The organism is Filimonas lacunae (assembly GCF_002355595.1).
GTDB lineage: Bacteria > Bacteroidota > Bacteroidia > Chitinophagales > Chitinophagaceae > Filimonas > Filimonas lacunae.
Genome location: NZ_AP017422.1, coordinates 2,824,290 through 2,840,412 on the forward strand (window position 1 = coordinate 2,824,290; position 16,123 = coordinate 2,840,412).

Below are 16,123 nucleotides of genomic sequence, written 5' to 3' on the forward strand. Positions count from 1 at the left end.
ATTATTTAGCGTAACAACGCTTTCTCCTTGCTATGAGTATAATAGGCTTTACCTGGCTTGTTGCATGTCTTAAGTATATATGAACTATGGTGGAAGCCTATAGGCGTGTCGCTATAAGGTTGCTATAACCACGCTATAAGGACGCTGTAACGTCGCTATAAAAAATGATAGAATTTCGCTGAAATTGGTGTGTCTGAAAGGGGAAATGCAGAAAATAAGAATTCAAAAACATCTATCGTGCATAGCTGCAGGCGTACAATAAAGTTAAGTATTTTAGCAAATTGACAAAAGTTATTTATCCATTTTTTGTTGTTTTTGAGAACCGGGTATATCTGCAAATTGAATGTGCAGCCAAAGATTAGAGGTTGCCCGTTTTATGGTAAGTGTACTGTATGTTGTGGCATGAGTAAAACTTTTAAATTAAAATGCCGGTGCAGGTGGAATATTGCAATAGGCAACCATTATTTGAATTCTGTTCTTTTTTGTTTGATTCTCTTTATTACCCAGCCAGGTGAACGAGGTAGTTTTGCCAGTAAAAGCGTTTAGTGGAAATATGGGAATTAATTTAATAGCGGCGGGAAACCCGGAAGATTTTAACCAGGTGGATGGCAAAGTGTTTGGATTAAAGACGGATGCATTGATCAGTTTAACGGAGCCAAAATTCAAGGCGGTAGGGGAAGCTGTAGCGAGAGCGCACCAGTTAATGGTGCCGATGAATGCAGCAGGAGATATTAATGTTGTAAGAAGTTATTTAGTAGATATTACAGGCAATGCTATTGATGAAAGTACAATTGTATTTCCTCCGTTTTACACCAATTTTGGCAGGTTTATTCAATTGGGAAAGAAAGTATTCATAAACCATGCATGTTCTTTCCTGGACCTGGGAGGGATTGTTATTGAAGATGAAGTGCTGATAGGGCCGAGGGTAAATATTGTAACCGAAAACCATCCTATGAACCCTGCAAACAGAAGCGCATTGATTTGTAAGCCGGTAAAAGTAAAGCGAAAGGCCTGGATTGGAGCAGGGGCCACCCTGTTGCCCGGCGTAACAATTGGAGAGAATGCAGTAGTGGCAGCCGGAGCGGTAGTTACAAGGGATGTACCGGACAATACCATAGTAGGCGGTGTGCCGGCAAAAGTGATGAAAAGTCTATAATAGAAGGGTATTTCCTTAACTTCGAAAATGAACAAAATAAAGAACTGTGAAGCCATCCGTAGTCCACGAAGAATATATCAGTAAAAAGCATGGCTTTAGTTTAAATTGCTCGGAAAAGACCGGTAATGTATTCACAGCCTATAGCCGGAAAGATTTTTATAAAGTATGCTTTTACCACGGAGAATGCCAGATAGATTATGCCGACAGAGGTTTCCGGCTAACCGGCAAAAACCTGTTTTTTGGTACGCCCCATATACCTTATGCCTGGAACGATATTCATAAAGTAAGAGGTATTTCTGTTTTGTTTACAGAAGAATTTCTGAAAACGAACAATCACTCAGAAAGTCTGCAGCAGTCACCTTTGTTCAAAATAGGCGGTACTCCTATATTTCCTTTGAATGATAAACAAGCAGAGGTTATTGTAGACATATTTGAAAAAATGCTGCGGGCAAACAGTACAGATTATATTTATATTCACGAACTAATCCGGAATTATATCAACCTGCTTATTCATGAGGCTTTGCAGATGCAGCCATCAGAGAATTATGTAAAAGTGAGCAATGGTTCTTCCAGGGTAACATCTCTTTTTCTTGAATTACTGGAAAGGCAATTTCCTATTGAATCGCAGGCAAACCCATTGAAGCTGAGAAATGCGCACGATTTTGCTTCCAGTCTTTCTATACATGTGAATCATTTAAACCGTTCTGTAAAAGAGGTTACGGGTAAGCCCACTTCTGCGCATATTACAGACAGAATTATTACAGAAGCCAAGTCGTTATTAAAGCATACGAACTGGGGCATTGCTGAAATTGCTTATAGTCTCGGTTTTGAATATCCTACTTATTTCAATAATTATTTTAAGCGCTATACGGATAGAACTCCTACTGCTTACAGGGATTAATTAGCTATATTCCTGTAAAGAAAGATTTGTTGGTGAGCCGCCAGCATAGGCAAAGCGTACCCCGGCCTGTAAGCCGGGGTTTATATAGGCCAAGACCGGGTAACCGGCGAAGAAAGATTGCTGAGCAGCGAAGGAAAGCGTTTCCGGGATATTATACAAGGTGTGGATAGTGCTTTATATACGATCACCGACCAGGGAAGATTATATAAAATTGATCGTGAATAAACCTGTAGTGGTTGATATACATTTTATCAGAATACCTGGAACAGATATGGATTCAGGTATTCTGATGAAATATATTAAAGTTAAATTGTGAGCTGGTATCGAAGTATACTTTACAACTGCCGTAATGTTTAATTTTTTTGCTTCAACACCTTAGCCACTGCTTTTAAAGCATTTTCAATTTTAAAATTCCATGCGGGACAAAAGTTTATCCTGATAAAATGATGGAAATAGGTGGTAGTAGAAAAGATATGTCCGGGACATAACCCTATGCCTTTATTTAATACTTCTTTTTGTAAAGCAAATGCGTCTGTTGTGTGTAATAGTTCCACCCAAATACTAATTCCTCCTTGCGGAACTGATATCTTTACACCATTGGGAAAATGCTTAGTGATAGCTTGTATGTATTTGAGCATTTGAACCTGCAATGCCAAACGCATTTTCCTTAAATGTTTTTCGTACTGCCCGCTTTCTAAATATTTGGCAATGGCAGCCTGCAGTACTCCGTTCGTAGATATATTGGAACCAAACTTTATTTTTTCCACCTCTTTATGATATTTACCGGCAGAAAGCCATCCAATACGAAAACCTGGTGCCAGTGTTTTGGAAAAGGAAGAGCAATACAACACGTTGTTATATTTATCATAAGCTTTAGCGGGATAATTACCGGGCTGGTAACATAGCTCACCCAAAGCGTCATCTTCTATCAGTGGTATATTTCTTTTTCCAAGCAATTCTACTAATCTCATTTTGTTTGCTTCCGGCATGCAGGCTCCTGATGGGTTGTTGCAGGAAGGCATGAAAATACAAGCCGCTACAGTGTTTTTATCCAATGCCATTTGTAAATCGTCCAGGTTAAGGCCTGTTTGCGGGTCAATTTCTATTTCCAGTGCTTTAAGTCCTCTTTGCTCAAGGCTTTGTAAAATGCCGTGATACGTGGGCGATTCCACTGCTATTACATCTCCTGATTTTGTGATGGCATCTAAACAGATATTAATAGCTTCCATACATCCGTTGGTAATTAAAATATTCGCCTGGTCTATGCTTTTCTGCCAATCAAATGTTCTTCGTGAAATTTGTTTTAATAAGCCGGGATGGCCATCTACAAGAGGGTATTGATAGTTTTCATTGCGGGTTTCGTTTAATGCTGCCGAAACGTACTTATTAAGCTTGCTAATAGGTAGCATCTCGTTCACAGGCGCCAGTATGGAAAAGTTAATGATTCCATTTTCTTTTGCGTTTTTCATCATTGCCGTAGCCATGCCGGTTACTTCCACTGACACCGGCAGAAATATCTCCTGCTTTGCTTTCGCCTGTTGCGGTGTACTCTTCGGCAGATTTACTATATAACCAGATTTAGGTTTGGAAAATATTAATCCTTTGGCTTCTAAAATAGAATATGCCTGAAATACTGTATTCAGGCTCACATTCAGCTCCTGGCTCACTTGTCTTACAGAAGGGAGCTTATCTCCCGGTTGAAGCTTTTGCAGTGAAATGCTTTCCTCTACCTTTGCCGCCACCTGCTCGTAACGAAATAACTTTCCTTCCATAGCTGCAGTTATTAGCATACAAAGAACCGAAAAAAAAGTTGTTACTCATCTGATCTCATTTTTTTTATAAAATCTGAATCTGTTTTACTGTTATTATCTGTCAGAGATTTGCGGTATTAAATACATAGCAATGTCACAAATCGCAGGCAGCATGAAAGCATGGCGTTTACATGCATTCGGTTTAGAAAATTTAGTTCTTGAAAATGTTTCCATACCCGAACCCAAGTCCAACGAAATACTGATTAAGGTGGGCGCAGTTTCATTAAATTTTAGAGATAAGGCCATTGCAGATGGTTTTTATGAGCCTGAAAGAGTGCCTAATCCATTAATCCCTGTGTCAGATGCAGTAGGTACCATAGTTAAAGCAGGTAGCGATGTAAAAAAGTTTACAGCAGGTGATCGCGTATTATCACATCTGTATTCGCATTGGTTAGATGGGGCGCCAAGTTCTAATGAACCCGATTTTTGCCTGGGAACCCCTTTCCAGGGTGGCCTGGCGGAATATATGATACTGGAAGCGGAATCAGCAGTGTTGGCTCCCTCTACTATTACAGACGAAGAGGCGGCCACCTTACCAATTGCTGCATTGACTGCCTGGTTTTCACTGGTTACCTATGGAGGACTGAAAGCAGGCGATACTGTTGTGTTACAGGGCACAGGCGGCGTATCCATTTTTGGTTTACAGATAGCACATGCATTAGGTGCGAAAGTAATTGTTACAACAAGTAGCGATGATAAAGGGAAAAAGGCATTGGAATTAGGGGCAGATGCCATTATCAATTACGTAAAAACACCGAATTGGGCAGACGAGGTATTAAGACTTACCAATGGCGTTGGAGCTGATCAGCTTTTAGAAGTGGTAGGTGGGGAAGGACTAAATGATTCAATAGAAGCAACCAGGGTAGCAGGTAGAATATCGGTTATTGGTTTTCTTGCAGGACAAACTACTAACCTTAATCTTATGCGCGTCATCTTTAAACAAACGCTTATACAAGGCATAGCGGTGGGGCACCTGAAAGCCTTTGAAGAAATGAACGAGGCTTTTGATAAATATAATATCAAGCCTGTAATTGATACTGTTTATTCGTTTGAACAGGCCATTGAAGCTTATCAGCACTTGTCTAAAGGAGCATTTGGGAAGATTGTGATTAAGGTGTCTTAATGTTGCACATAGCACTATTAAGTTGAATATCGCCTCTGTTTATTAATGCGCGTATTCCTAAAATGGATATCCCTGGCCTATGAAGGGCCAGGGATATTCTTACCTTGAAATTTTATTTACCGGAGTTATATTGTTCGTCTGATACCTGCTCCATCCAGTCTACTACTTTACCGTTCAGGTTTTCCTGGATAGCAATATGCGTCATGCCGGTAGTAGCTGTAGCTCCATGCCAGTGCTTTTCGTTGGCTTCAAACCAAACCACATCTCCCGGATGAATTACTTCCACCGGGCCGCCTTCGCGCTGCACCCAGCCGCAGCCTGCGGTAACAATTAATGTTTGTCCCAGCGGATGTGTATGCCATGCCGTTCTTGCGCCGGGTTCAAATGTTACGCTGGCAGCTGCTGCACGCCTGGCTTCGTTGGGATTAAACAACATATCCACCCTTACTGCTCCTGTAAACCAGTCTGCGGGGCCTTTGCCGGATGGCTGTGAGCCTACTCTTGTAATTTCCATATGATATCTTTAAATAGCTGCTTACTCTATTGCAATGTACCATTTCCATCGTTTGGGAATACTACCTATAGCGGAAACAGTACACAAAGCACAAAGTTCAGTACAAATACAAGAAGGTCATTTACAAAATTCAAATCAATGCTTAAGAAATTCAAATCAATTGCCTGCTATAGTGGAAGGTATGATGCCCGTCACTTTTCTTAAAAGTGTTATCCAGATACTGGATAACAATAAAGACAGCCCCATTACTGATAGTGCTGTTTTAAAAAAATCAATGTCAATGATGTTTAACTGAAATGCTACGGTGCAGGCAAGCAGGCCAAATTCGCCGGTTTGTGCCAGCAGCGCCCCTGCCTGAAAACTATCTTTCCAGGTAAAACGAAGCCATTTAAAAACGATGGCAGACAGGAGGCTGTTAATGATCATTACCAATACCGTAACAGCAATAATGAATGAATAGTGGGCTTTTATATAGTGGATATCGAGCATTAAGCCGATAGAAACAAAGAACAGGGCTACAAAGAATATTTTAAATGGCCTGAGCGCGCTTTCCAGCCAGTTGAAAACATCGGTTCTGCTCAGATATATACCGGCAATAAAGCTGCCTATGGCGCCTGTTAAACCCATGGAGGCCGCTAGTAGTGCAAAACCCAGGCAAACAAAACCACCGGCAAAAACCTGTAGTTCATGGTCTTTTTTTATTTCTTTAAGAAAGGTGAGCTGAAACAGGTTTCTGTTTCTTACCGCACGCAGTAAAAAGAAAATCAGCACACAACCTGCTATGGCAGGCAGAAGATGGGCAAATGAAGTGTTTCCCTTTTCCATCCATTGAAAGCAGGTGAACACCGGTGCCAGCATAATATCCTGCAGCAATAATATATTTAATACTGTTTTGCCTATATCAGATGAAAGCTCGCCATTTCTTCTTAAAAACTCACTTACTACGGCTGTGCTGTTAAAGGTGAGGATAACAGCAAGGAGTATAAAGTTGCCGGTATGCCACCCAAACCATTTAGTGATAAAGAAAGCACATAACAGGCTCAGGGCTGTTTTTATAAGCTGCGCAATGCAGGCCTTCCATAAAATGCTTTTATTGTCGGGCACTTCTATTTCAAGGCCCAGGAAAAACATCAGGAAAATAATGCCCATTTCGCCTAATGTAGAGATGTTTTCTGCAGAATGAAATATACCAGACACATAAGGACCCAGTACAATTCCGGCAAGGATATAGGCCACCAGGTAAGGCTGGTGTAACTTTTTAAGTAAAAAAATAAGTAATAAAATAGCCAGGCATAAAATGCTTACGGAGAATAGTATATTGTTCATAACGCAACACACTTATTTCGTCTTTCAAAAAATGAGTGAAACTGTTTTGCAGGAGGGCACATCAGAGAAAATGCCAAATGCAAAAAGGGCGAAAAAATGACGTAGCTGGTTGTCATTTTTTCACCAGCACTTTTACAGGACGGAAAAATCGTCATGGAAATCTTTTGTGTTACCACCATCTACACATTACCAATGCGGGCATTTATAATAACAACGTATCTGGTGGACTGGAGCAAGTGCAAAAGATATATGCCGACTTGCTAAAGCAAAAATAAGAAATCATTGATTCTGCTAATTCGCTGCCGACAAGCTGAAAAAGGAAACTGATGCCTATCGTGCGCTGTCATCTTCCCTGACGATTTTTACTATAAGCTGTGACAAATGTCACGCTTTGATTGTGTCATATTGCTTCGTTTCAATGTTGCTTTGTGGTTGAGCTTTGCATCATGCATTTATGGAAAATGCAACAGTAAAATAAAACAGATGACATTGCAAACAAGCAACGAAGAGCCTATCTATTACAGGGATGCCAGCGCTTTAGCCGCATTAATCCGCACTAAAGAAATATCTCCTGTAGAAGTGATGAAAGCGCATCTTAACCGCATGGAGGAGGTGAATCCCGCCATTAATGCTATTGTTACTATTAACAACAGTGCACTGGCAGCAGCGAAAGAAGCGGAGCACGCTGTAATGCGAGGGGACACATTAGGCGTACTGCACGGCGTGCCGTTTACCGTAAAGGATTCTATCGACACTGCCCATGTTTTAACCCAGCGCGGTTCGCCTATTTTTAAAGGGCGCATTCCCGACCATGATGCTACCGGCGTGGCGCGTATGAAGGCAGCTGGTGGTATTCTGCTTGCTAAAACCAATCTTCCCGAATTTTCCTATTGGATTGAAAGCGATAATCTGCTTACAGGAAAAACCAGCAATCCATGGGATGTAACCCGCACTTCGGGTGGATCAAGCGGTGGCGAATCTGCTGCTATTGCGGCGGGTATGTCGCCTATTGGGTTAGGAACAGATTTAGCCATTTCTGTACGTGGTCCTGCTGCGCAAACAGGTATTGTATCGTTAAAAGCAACACACGGACGTATTCCAATGACCGGTATCTGGCCGAGAGCTCCCCGCCGTTTCTGGCACATAGGGCCAATGGCGCGCAGCATTCGTGATCTTGCTCTTGCCTTTTCGCAATTAGCCGGTTTGGATGGGTTCGACAGCTTTTCAACGAGTGCGGCAGCCCGGCAAAATAGTATAGGAGCATTGCCTGAGCGTTCGTTGCGCATTGGCTGGATGACAGGCCCGGGTTTTGGCCCGGTGGCTGGGGAAGTAGTGGCCACTGTTAAGGCTGCGGCAGACGCGCTTAAGGGTATCGGACTTTTAGTTGAGCAGGTAAGTATTCCTGCGCTGGAACGTGATTTTGCGCTGGACGTTTTTAACCGGCTGCACGTGATGGAAATGAAACCAGCGTTTCGTGCAGCTACGGAAGGACGCTCTGTGGATGAGATGTATACAATGGCCAAAACGATGCTTTCTTTGCCCGACACGTCTGTGAAGGATTATATAGAAGCAGAGCAAGCCGCAGAACGTATCAGGGACGGTTATGCAGCGTATTTTGAAAAATATGATGCTTTAATAACACATGTACTGCCTGTTCCGGCGCAAAAACATGGTGTGGAGGAGTTTGTTATTAACGGGCAAAAAGTAGATGCGACCTATTTGCAGGGAGCCACCGTTCCACTGAACGTAACTGGTTTACCAGGTATTTCTATGCGGTTTGGTACCAGCAGAGAAGGGTTGCCGATAAATGTACAGATTGTGGGCAACTGGTTTGCCGAATCTACTATTCTGCATATTGCCACGTTGCTGGAAAGTGTTAGTACGGTGAGTGGCCTGCATCCGGCTTTGTAATGAATAGCAGCAGTAAGTATGCATAGTGCACGGTGACTGTACTTACTTGCTGCCTTATTAGCAAAGTGGGCAATTGTGAAGGATACAGTGCCAGTTACTCAGAAGAGTGATTTCGCCGTTTGGTAAAATCTTTTCTAACGCGGCTAAGGGTTTCCCGCGAAATGCCCAGGTAAGATGCTACCATATGTAAAGGCACTTTATTAAAGGTTTGGGGATAGGTTTGTTGAAATTCCAGGTAACGTTCTTCGGCCGAACTGCTGATGAGTGAGTAAATGCGTTGCAGGCTTTTTTCATACGCTCGCGCAGTAAGTTTGTCGTAGAATAGTTTAAGAGGTGGTATTGTTTCAAGTAAATTTTCCCAGTCGCTTTTTGTCCAGATAAGAACCGTGCTTGATGCCAGCGCTTCAATATTATACTGCGAAGGCGTCTTATTGTTATAACTTTCCTGGTCTGATATCCACCAACTATCAATACCAAAACGAACCGTGTGGTCAACCCCGTTTTTATCAAAACGATACAGCCGGAAACATCCGCTTGATATAAAGCACATCGATTTCCATACTTCTCCGTCGTGCAGCAGGGATTGCCATTTTCGAATGTTTTTTGTTGTACTGGCATTCAAAATAGCATCCATGTCTTCATTGGATATTTCAACAGATGCGCGTAAATATTTTTCGAAAATTTCAGACATACAAAACTTAAATATACAATTCCACATCGATCTGGGCAAACTAACGGCTACTGCCAAAGTAAAGGTGTACGGCAAATACATAGCAGGGGTATGGCCATATCCTTATCGCGTGAATGTAAAAGACGCCGTGAAGCCTGGTAAACTATAAAGCTGTTTATTCCGGTAAAATTACCTTAAACAAGGCACCTTCACCAGGTACGCCTTCTGCTTCAATGCTTCCGTCATGTCGTGCTGCTATACGTGCGCAAAGGGCTAGCCCAAGTCCTGTACCTTCGTATTCTTCTCTGGATTGAAGCCGTGTATGCAATCCGAATATTTTTTGTGCATCGGCAATGCTAAAACCAATGCCATTGTCTTTTATGCAGATGGTCCAATACGCTTTATCCGGTTGCAGGTTTCGCTCACTTATTTCCTGCTTACTAAGCTGGCTGCAGGTAATGGCAATGTGCGGCGGCACACCGGGGCGTGAAAACTTTATGGCGTTTCCGATAATGTTGTAAAAAAGCTGATAGATTAATACGGGTGCTCCATGAATAACAGGTAAGGTATCTTTTGCCTGAAGGCTGGCCTGTTTGGCTATCAGGGCTACTTCCAGGTCTTCTTTTATTTCAGACAGGGTACTATTCAGGTCTACCGCTTCGCGTTCATGTGCTTCTGCTGACAGGGAAGAATAGCTTAAAACCCCATCAATAAAGCTGTTCATTCGCTTTAATGCACGGTCTATCTTTTGCAGATGGCTATCTATACGGCTGGTATCAGATTTACGGATGTCTGCTTGCAGCATATCTGCATAAATGCCCACTTTGCGAATAGGTTCCTTCAGGTCGTGGCTTATAGTGTGGGCAAACTGTATCAGTTCCTGGTTAGAACGTTGAAGTGCATCGTTTGCATTATTCAATTCTCTCGTTCTTTGCTGAACGCGGGTTTCCAAAGCTTCAAACGATCGTTTCTGTACGTCAATGTTATTAGCGGTTCCTACAAAGCCATCAAAAAAGCCGTTAATAAAACGCGGCGCAGCCGTAAACAGGAACCATTCATAACTGCTGGTTTGGGGGTTCAGTAGCCTGCATTCTATATGGTAGCCTTCCTGGTTTTCGTAGGCTTTTTGTACTACTTGTGCCAGCAGATACTGATCGTCCGGATGAACGCTGTTTTGCCAGATGCGCCGGTCAATTTCTGAAAAATGATTAAAACCGAACCAGTCCAGCATGGCCGTATTAGAGTAGTCTACACGTGCCGACTTATCAGTCAGCCATATCCATAATGGTGCATTATCTGCCAGCGCTCTGAATCTCTCTTCTCCACGCTTTTGATCATCAATATCAGTAAGCGTTCCCATCCACTGCTCTATTTCTCCTTTTTCATTGCAGATAGGGGTTCCGCGCGATATAAACCAACGGTAACTGCCGTCTTTGGCGCGAAGGGGATGGATAATTTCAAAGGGCTGATTCGTTTTCCATGCTTGTTCTGAAAAGCGCGTGGCATATTCCAGGTAATCAGGATGGTGTACTTTTTGCCAGCCCCAGCCTTCCATGTCTTGAGTAGAAAGCCCGGTATATTCTGTCCACTTTTGGTTATACCAGTATACCCAGCCATTGGCATCGGCCATCCACGCAAGGTTTTGTATGCTGTTAGCCAGTGTACTAAATTTTAATTCACTTTCTCTGGCACTGGCTTCGGCGCCTTTCTGATCGGTGATATCTTTGGTAATGGCAATTTGCATAGATATGCCATCGGGCAGCACTAGCGGCGAGGCGTATGTTTGCAGATGCCTGAGAGTGCCTTTAGCACCGGTAACTTTATAGTTCCAGGTTCTTGTTTCTCCGGCACAAACTGCGGTATGGTGTTGCTGCCAGCTTTCTACATCATCGGTAGCTATAAAGTCATACACCAATGATCCAATAACCAATTCTTTGCTTTCTACTTCCAGGTAGTGTAATCCGGCAGGATTAATATATTGAACATGACCCGACCCGGAAACAATTTTTATACACTCAGGAGTTAAATCCAAAATTGAAAAAACAGACAGCTTACTGATAGCATCGAGGTAATTTGTTTCCACTTTGTCGTTTTTTAATAGCTTAATGATTCTAAAAAGAGTAAAAGCATAGAACAGCCGGACGTTTTATAGCTGCAATTGTATGAAAAAACGGCATTGAAAATTGTTCATGATTGATTGGGGTGTTAAAGCTGATAAAGATGTGAAACAGTGATAACAATCGGAGTGCCAACATTTCACTAAGCAGCAGCCTGATAACTTATCAAAATAGGGCAAAGCAAAGTTGCAAGGGGTGTAGCAAATCATAAGTATGCAGGAAGCCGTTTCAGGCAAAGTTATATTATCTGTAACAAAAGGAGCTGGGAGGGAACACCCAGCAGGCATGGTATAGGGGTAATTATTCCCCATAAAATAGAAATTGGCCTGTGAAGAGACTTTAAAGCTGAAATATTTAATCTACCCGCTTATTTTCCCAAGTTCCGTAGGAGTAATAGCAAACTGTTTTTTAAAAGCAAATGAAAAATGTTGCAGCGTTTCAAAGCCCAGATCAAGATAAATGTCGCTGGGCTTTTGCTTCTTTTTAGTAATGAGAAAATAGGCCTCGTGCAGCCTTTTTTGTACCAGCCAGCGGCTGGGCGTGTCGCCGAAAGTTGCTTTAAAATCCCGTTTAAAGGCGGATAAACTTCGGCCGGTTAAATATGCAAATCGTTCCATACTTACATTAAATGTGAAATTACGGTTCATGAATTCTTCCATATTTATCTTCTGCGGAACGCCGTAATTAAACAATAGCCCCGCCAGTTGGGGCTGAGTCTGCAGAAGTATCAACAGCAATTCTTCCCGCTTAATATCAGTAAAAGGCTCGGCGATTATGAGGCGATGATAATGTGGCAGCAGCGATTGAATATAAACTGGCAGCAATTTATGGGTATGAATGTGAATAATGGTTTCTTTGGAATGGAATGCCACGATCTTTGGCTGGTATCTTTCCTGGAAACGTTTGAGAAAAGCTTCATCGAAAAACACAAACACTTTTTCGAGTTCATCATTCACTTTCTCCTTGTTATAACGGGCCAGGCGGTTCTTTCGGGCAATGCAACAATCGCCGCCTTTCAGTATATGGTGTTTGCTGCCGTCGTAGGCGTTCATAACGCCTTTGATAATGTACACGAAAGTGTGTTCGGAAATAAAATGTTCGGGCGAAATTTCTTTGCCCACAAAGTGCATATGAGAGGAGTTGCTTTTTTCAGACATAGTTTTATGGCTCTTTTACAGTAACAATCAATTCCTGTATAAAAATACCCCGGCCCACTTTCCGGTTTGCTGGTAAGCGAAAACTACCGGCGGTTCCAGCTTTAACAATGTTCATGTGTAGAAGTAAGGTATTGAGGTCTGTCTCGTCGTCCTTTGACCATTTTCCTGATCCGAAAGGGATGGTTATATGTCCGGGTTCCATGCGTTTATTATGAAGCGCATGGATAAACGCAGCCAGCCTCGTTCCTTCATTGGCGCTGAAATCACTGTCAACAACTAAGGTAATTGCTTTGCCGGTTTTATTATTCAGATATATTCGTTTTGGCATGTTACAGGAGGTAAGGATCAATAGAATTATGATACAGGAAATAATGAAAAAGGATTTGAACTTAGCCATAAAATAGGATGTTGAACCTTCAAGGGATAGTTGGTTAATGCTGTTTATTCAGTCGCTTTTCAAGGTTTCTGTTAATCATTTTTGTAAAGAAGCCCGGTGCTATGCGGCTCATCCATTTCATCACATTGGCTAAGCCCGGCCTTATTTCATACTGATCTTTTAATATCCCTTTGATAGAAGCAGCTACCAGGTCGCTCACTTTCATCGTTCTGCCGTCATTCTCCTGTTCCACAAAGGCTGTTTGCAAAGGATTGTCGGTTTTCGGCGGCGCCACTTCAAATACTTTTACACTGGAATTTTTTAGTTGTAATCGTAATGCTTGCGAATACACATGAACGGCAGCCTTGGTGCCACAGTATAAAGGCGAAATGGTGAAGGGGATAAAGGCTAAACCCGAAGTGATGTTTATAATGGCAGCGGATTGTTGTTGCATTAAATGTGGCAAAAACTGGTGAATCATCCGAACCGTACCGGAGAAATTTGTTTCAATTTCATCGGTTACATTTTCAATGGTTACACTGTCATCCATCAATTTTACTGTACGCATAATACCGGCGTTGTTGATGATAATTTTCAGATGAGGAAACTGCCTGGTAACTATTTCATACATCTCTTCTATATCTTTCGGATTATTCACATTGCTTTGAATGACATGGAGGTAGGGAAACTGCTGCCTGGTCTTCTGCAATTTTGCCATATCACGGCCAGTTATGATCACTGTTGCGCCTTGTTGCATTAATTGTTTGGCAAATTCTAAACCTATTCCGTTAGAGCCTCCTGTAATGAGGACGGTGCTGTTTTTTAATTGCATAATCTGATAGTTTTTCGGGGGCATCTGAATAGCAGATCCAACAGACAACCTCCCTGTTATAGTGCAAAAATCTGTAACAATGTGGCATGCTGTTTACCTGAAAGGTTCAGGATTGGTTATCTGAAAAGTTCAATGAAAGGGATTCATAAGTTCAATACGGCCCGGTAAAATGACGTATTTTCAGGGAGGAATATATGGGCTGAAAAATTGACCGGGAAAAATGTCATTTTTTCTTATTTGTTTCAATTGGCATTTTGTCTGATATAGTTTTTTTAAAAAAACAGGAGGTTTTTTATGACAACTACAATTGCAAAAAGACAGAATGGTAATGTACCAGCCACTTTTGGAAATGTTGTTGATAACATCTTCCAAAACAGTTTACACCGCTTTTTTGATGACCACTTTTTTACTGTGGGTAAACCCTTGCATAACGAGGTGGTGCCGGTTAATGTACGGGAAAATAATCAAGGATATGATATTGAAGTAATAGCACCCGGCTGCCGGAAAGACGCATTTAAAGTGAATGTAAACGGCAACCTGCTTACCATTGGTTATGAACAACAGGAAGAACGAACCGAACAACAGGAAAAAAACGAATGGAGACGTACCGAATACCAACGCCATTCTTTTACCAGAACCTTTACGCTGGATGACTCTGTAGATGTTAACGGCATACAGGCCGGTTATAAGGATGGTATTTTGCACATTCATTTACCTAAAAATGAAAAGGCAAAAGAAGTGAGCAAGACTATTGAAATTCAATAATCCTGTTGCTGTACAAACAGGTGGAATACTGTATTCCACCTGTTTTTTTACCAAGATGGTGTATACAGTTACAAACTACAATGCCATAGACCTATGGAACGTGCTTTTTATATCATTAGTAATTTAACAACGCCCGATGGGATACAAAAGCTGGGTACGTTTAACATAGGTTGCGATGCTGTGTTTGCGTATTCGTTATTCAGTAAATTGAAAGGTGAGTATAGTGCAGATGATGCTGGTTTGCTTCATATGGACCTGGTGGAGCTGCAAGATAGTTTACCTAAAAATTTAAAAATAATCCATTGTAACCTGCGCGAACTTGCCGAGAACTGCGCTACTATTACTAAGGAAGTTTTTAAGTATTACACATTTACTGAAACCTGATAGGTGAAGTAGGGTTCTTCATTTTTTTGCCGCAACAGGTTGAATACTGTTTGTTAAAAAAATCTAAATAAGAGGATAAATTCATTTTTCATTTTTCTGTTTTGTAATAAATTAGCGCGCCATTTCAAGAAAATGTATGGCTGCCATATTCACATTAGACATCGTTTGAAGCAATTATCATATATAAATTTTAGTTGTAAGGATTATGTTTACTAAATCACTCATTACCCGTTTACGCAACCCGCGTTATGTTATTGTTTTTGCGCTTACTGCTTTATCCCTTTTTCAGTACCGCTTATTGTTTGCACAAACAGCCCCGACTTCCGGGCCATCGTCTTTTACTGCAAGGCTTATCAACATTGAAGCCGCTACCAGTGAGGTGTTCCGGTATACCACTACACTTCGCAACGGATCGGGCAAAGCGGGCATTTATGATTTACAGACAGCGTTGCCTGCCGGATGGCTGATCACTTATCGTGTAGAGGGGAGCCAGGTAACCTCCGTAAATATGGAGGCTGGTAAATCGCAGGATATTTCCATTGAAATAAATGCACCTGCGGGAACCAAACCAGATAAGTATAAAATTCCTGTAAAAGCTGTATCTGCAAACGAAAGCCTGTTACTTACCCTGGAAGCTGTTGTGAAAGGCACTTACAGCCTGGAGCTGACAACGCCTACCGGGCGACTGACAGATGAAGTTACTTCGGGTAGCCGTAAAGAAATTCATTTGGTGGTAAAGAATTCCGGTTCACTTCCTTTAAAGGATATTGAGTTCTCTTCTCAGCTTCCCACTAACTGGGAATGCACTTTTGAACCTGCTAAAGTGCAGCAACTGGATGCCGGTAAAACAGCCGATATTATTGCTAAAGTACAGGTGCCTGATAAAACCATTGCGGGCGATTATGCCGCCACTTTTACCACAAGAAATACCAATAGCAACGCTCAGGCGGTATTTCGTATGGTAGTGAATACTTCACTGCTGTCGGGCTGGATAGGTGTGCTGGTAATATTGATAGCTGCCGGATTGGTTTATTACCTGGTGCGCAAATACGGCAGGCGCTAACCGGGCTATGGTACACA

At 41.9% G+C, this 16,123-nt stretch carries 17 protein-coding genes; 9 read left to right on the forward strand and 8 right to left on the reverse strand.

Annotation, left to right across the window (positions count from 1 at the left end):
* The first annotated feature begins 553 nt into the window (after positions 1 to 553).
* From FLA_RS11155 to FLA_RS11165, 3 genes are all read left to right on the forward strand, one after another.
* Entirely contained in the window at positions 554 to 1,156 is a 603-nt protein-coding gene (locus FLA_RS11155) for a DapH/DapD/GlmU-related protein (protein ID WP_084206355.1), read from the forward strand.
* A 46-nt stretch (positions 1,157 to 1,202) separates the two neighbouring features.
* Positions 1,203 to 2,057 carry a helix-turn-helix domain-containing protein gene (locus FLA_RS11160; protein ID WP_076380543.1) on the forward strand — a complete coding sequence of 285 codons (855 nt, stop codon included), beginning with the start codon at positions 1,203 to 1,205 and terminating at the stop codon, positions 2,055 to 2,057.
* Between the two features lie 117 nt (positions 2,058 to 2,174).
* Positions 2,175 to 2,282 carry a PQQ-dependent sugar dehydrogenase gene (locus tag FLA_RS11165; RefSeq protein ID WP_231940424.1) on the forward strand — a complete coding sequence of 36 codons (108 nt, stop codon included), beginning with the start codon at positions 2,175 to 2,177 and terminating at the stop codon, positions 2,280 to 2,282.
* Positions 2,283 to 2,410: 128 nt separating this feature from the next.
* Here the strand turns inward: FLA_RS11165 and FLA_RS11170 are convergent, their stop codons facing one another.
* Complete coding sequence (locus FLA_RS11170; RefSeq protein ID WP_159445144.1) at positions 2,411 to 3,829, reverse strand: aminotransferase-like domain-containing protein; 1,419 nt, start codon at positions 3,827 to 3,829, stop codon at positions 2,411 to 2,413.
* Between the two features lie 130 nt (positions 3,830 to 3,959).
* On the opposite strand from FLA_RS11170, the gene FLA_RS11175 reads away from it, so the two are divergent.
* A complete protein-coding gene (locus FLA_RS11175; protein ID WP_197705885.1) occupies positions 3,960 to 4,991 on the forward strand; it encodes a zinc-dependent alcohol dehydrogenase family protein in 1,032 nt (343 codons plus the stop codon).
* A 112-nt stretch (positions 4,992 to 5,103) separates the two neighbouring features.
* On the opposite strand, the gene FLA_RS11180 is transcribed toward FLA_RS11175, so the two are convergent.
* Together FLA_RS11180 and FLA_RS11185 are read right to left on the reverse strand one after the other, a co-directional pair.
* Positions 5,104 to 5,505, reverse strand: coding sequence for a (R)-mandelonitrile lyase (locus FLA_RS11180; protein WP_076380546.1), 402 nt, complete (start codon positions 5,503 to 5,505; stop codon positions 5,104 to 5,106).
* A 156-nt stretch (positions 5,506 to 5,661) separates the two neighbouring features.
* Positions 5,662 to 6,831: a cation:proton antiporter gene (locus FLA_RS11185; protein ID WP_076380547.1), complete on the reverse strand. Its 1,170-nt coding sequence runs from the start codon at positions 6,829 to 6,831 to the stop codon at positions 5,662 to 5,664.
* Positions 6,832 to 7,314: 483 nt separating this feature from the next.
* Between FLA_RS11185 and FLA_RS11195 the strand changes: the two genes are divergently transcribed.
* A complete protein-coding gene (locus FLA_RS11195) occupies positions 7,315 to 8,742 on the forward strand; it encodes an amidase (RefSeq protein ID WP_076380548.1) in 1,428 nt (475 codons plus the stop codon).
* 94 nt (positions 8,743 to 8,836) lie between these two features.
* Here the strand turns inward: FLA_RS11195 and FLA_RS11200 are convergent, their stop codons facing one another.
* On the reverse strand, positions 8,837 to 9,376 hold the full coding sequence (locus tag FLA_RS11200; RefSeq protein WP_084206356.1) for a Crp/Fnr family transcriptional regulator: 540 nt from the start codon (positions 9,374 to 9,376) through the stop codon (positions 8,837 to 8,839).
* Between FLA_RS11200 and FLA_RS31475 the strand changes: the two genes are divergently transcribed.
* Positions 9,375 to 9,581, forward strand: a complete 207-nt coding sequence (locus FLA_RS31475) for a hypothetical protein (protein WP_084206357.1) — start codon at positions 9,375 to 9,377, stop codon at positions 9,579 to 9,581. The genes FLA_RS11200 and FLA_RS31475 overlap by 2 nt on opposite strands.
* 6 nt (positions 9,582 to 9,587) lie before the next feature.
* Here FLA_RS31475 and FLA_RS11210 read toward each other — a convergent pair whose 3' ends face one another.
* The 4 genes from FLA_RS11210 to FLA_RS11225 form a co-directional block, all read right to left on the reverse strand.
* Positions 9,588 to 11,495 carry a PAS domain-containing sensor histidine kinase gene (locus FLA_RS11210; RefSeq protein WP_076380550.1) on the reverse strand — a complete coding sequence of 636 codons (1,908 nt, stop codon included), beginning with the start codon at positions 11,493 to 11,495 and terminating at the stop codon, positions 9,588 to 9,590.
* A gap of 393 nt (positions 11,496 to 11,888) precedes the next feature.
* Positions 11,889 to 12,686: a helix-turn-helix domain-containing protein gene (locus FLA_RS11215; protein WP_076380551.1), complete on the reverse strand. Its 798-nt coding sequence runs from the start codon at positions 12,684 to 12,686 to the stop codon at positions 11,889 to 11,891.
* A gap of 4 nt (positions 12,687 to 12,690) precedes the next feature.
* The gene (locus FLA_RS11220) at positions 12,691 to 13,014 is read right to left on the reverse strand and encodes a hypothetical protein (protein ID WP_096510928.1); all 324 of its coding nucleotides are present in this window, start codon (positions 13,012 to 13,014) and stop codon (positions 12,691 to 12,693) included.
* A gap of 103 nt (positions 13,015 to 13,117) precedes the next feature.
* The gene (locus FLA_RS11225; protein ID WP_076380615.1) at positions 13,118 to 13,894 is read right to left on the reverse strand and encodes an SDR family oxidoreductase; all 777 of its coding nucleotides are present in this window, start codon (positions 13,892 to 13,894) and stop codon (positions 13,118 to 13,120) included.
* A gap of 294 nt (positions 13,895 to 14,188) precedes the next feature.
* Here FLA_RS11225 and FLA_RS11230 point away from each other — a divergent pair, with 294 nt between their 5' ends.
* The 3 genes from FLA_RS11230 to FLA_RS11240 all read left to right on the forward strand — a co-directional run bounded on the left by FLA_RS11230 (position 14,189) and on the right by FLA_RS11240 (position 16,106).
* On the forward strand, positions 14,189 to 14,659 hold the full coding sequence (locus tag FLA_RS11230; RefSeq protein WP_076380553.1) for an Hsp20/alpha crystallin family protein: 471 nt from the start codon (positions 14,189 to 14,191) through the stop codon (positions 14,657 to 14,659).
* Positions 14,660 to 14,752: 93 nt separating this feature from the next.
* Positions 14,753 to 15,043: a hypothetical protein gene (locus tag FLA_RS11235; RefSeq protein ID WP_076380554.1), complete on the forward strand. Its 291-nt coding sequence runs from the start codon at positions 14,753 to 14,755 to the stop codon at positions 15,041 to 15,043.
* Between the two features lie 205 nt (positions 15,044 to 15,248).
* Positions 15,249 to 16,106, forward strand: a complete 858-nt coding sequence (locus FLA_RS11240) for a COG1470 family protein (protein ID WP_076380555.1) — start codon at positions 15,249 to 15,251, stop codon at positions 16,104 to 16,106.
* Positions 16,107 to 16,123 lie beyond the last annotated feature (17 nt).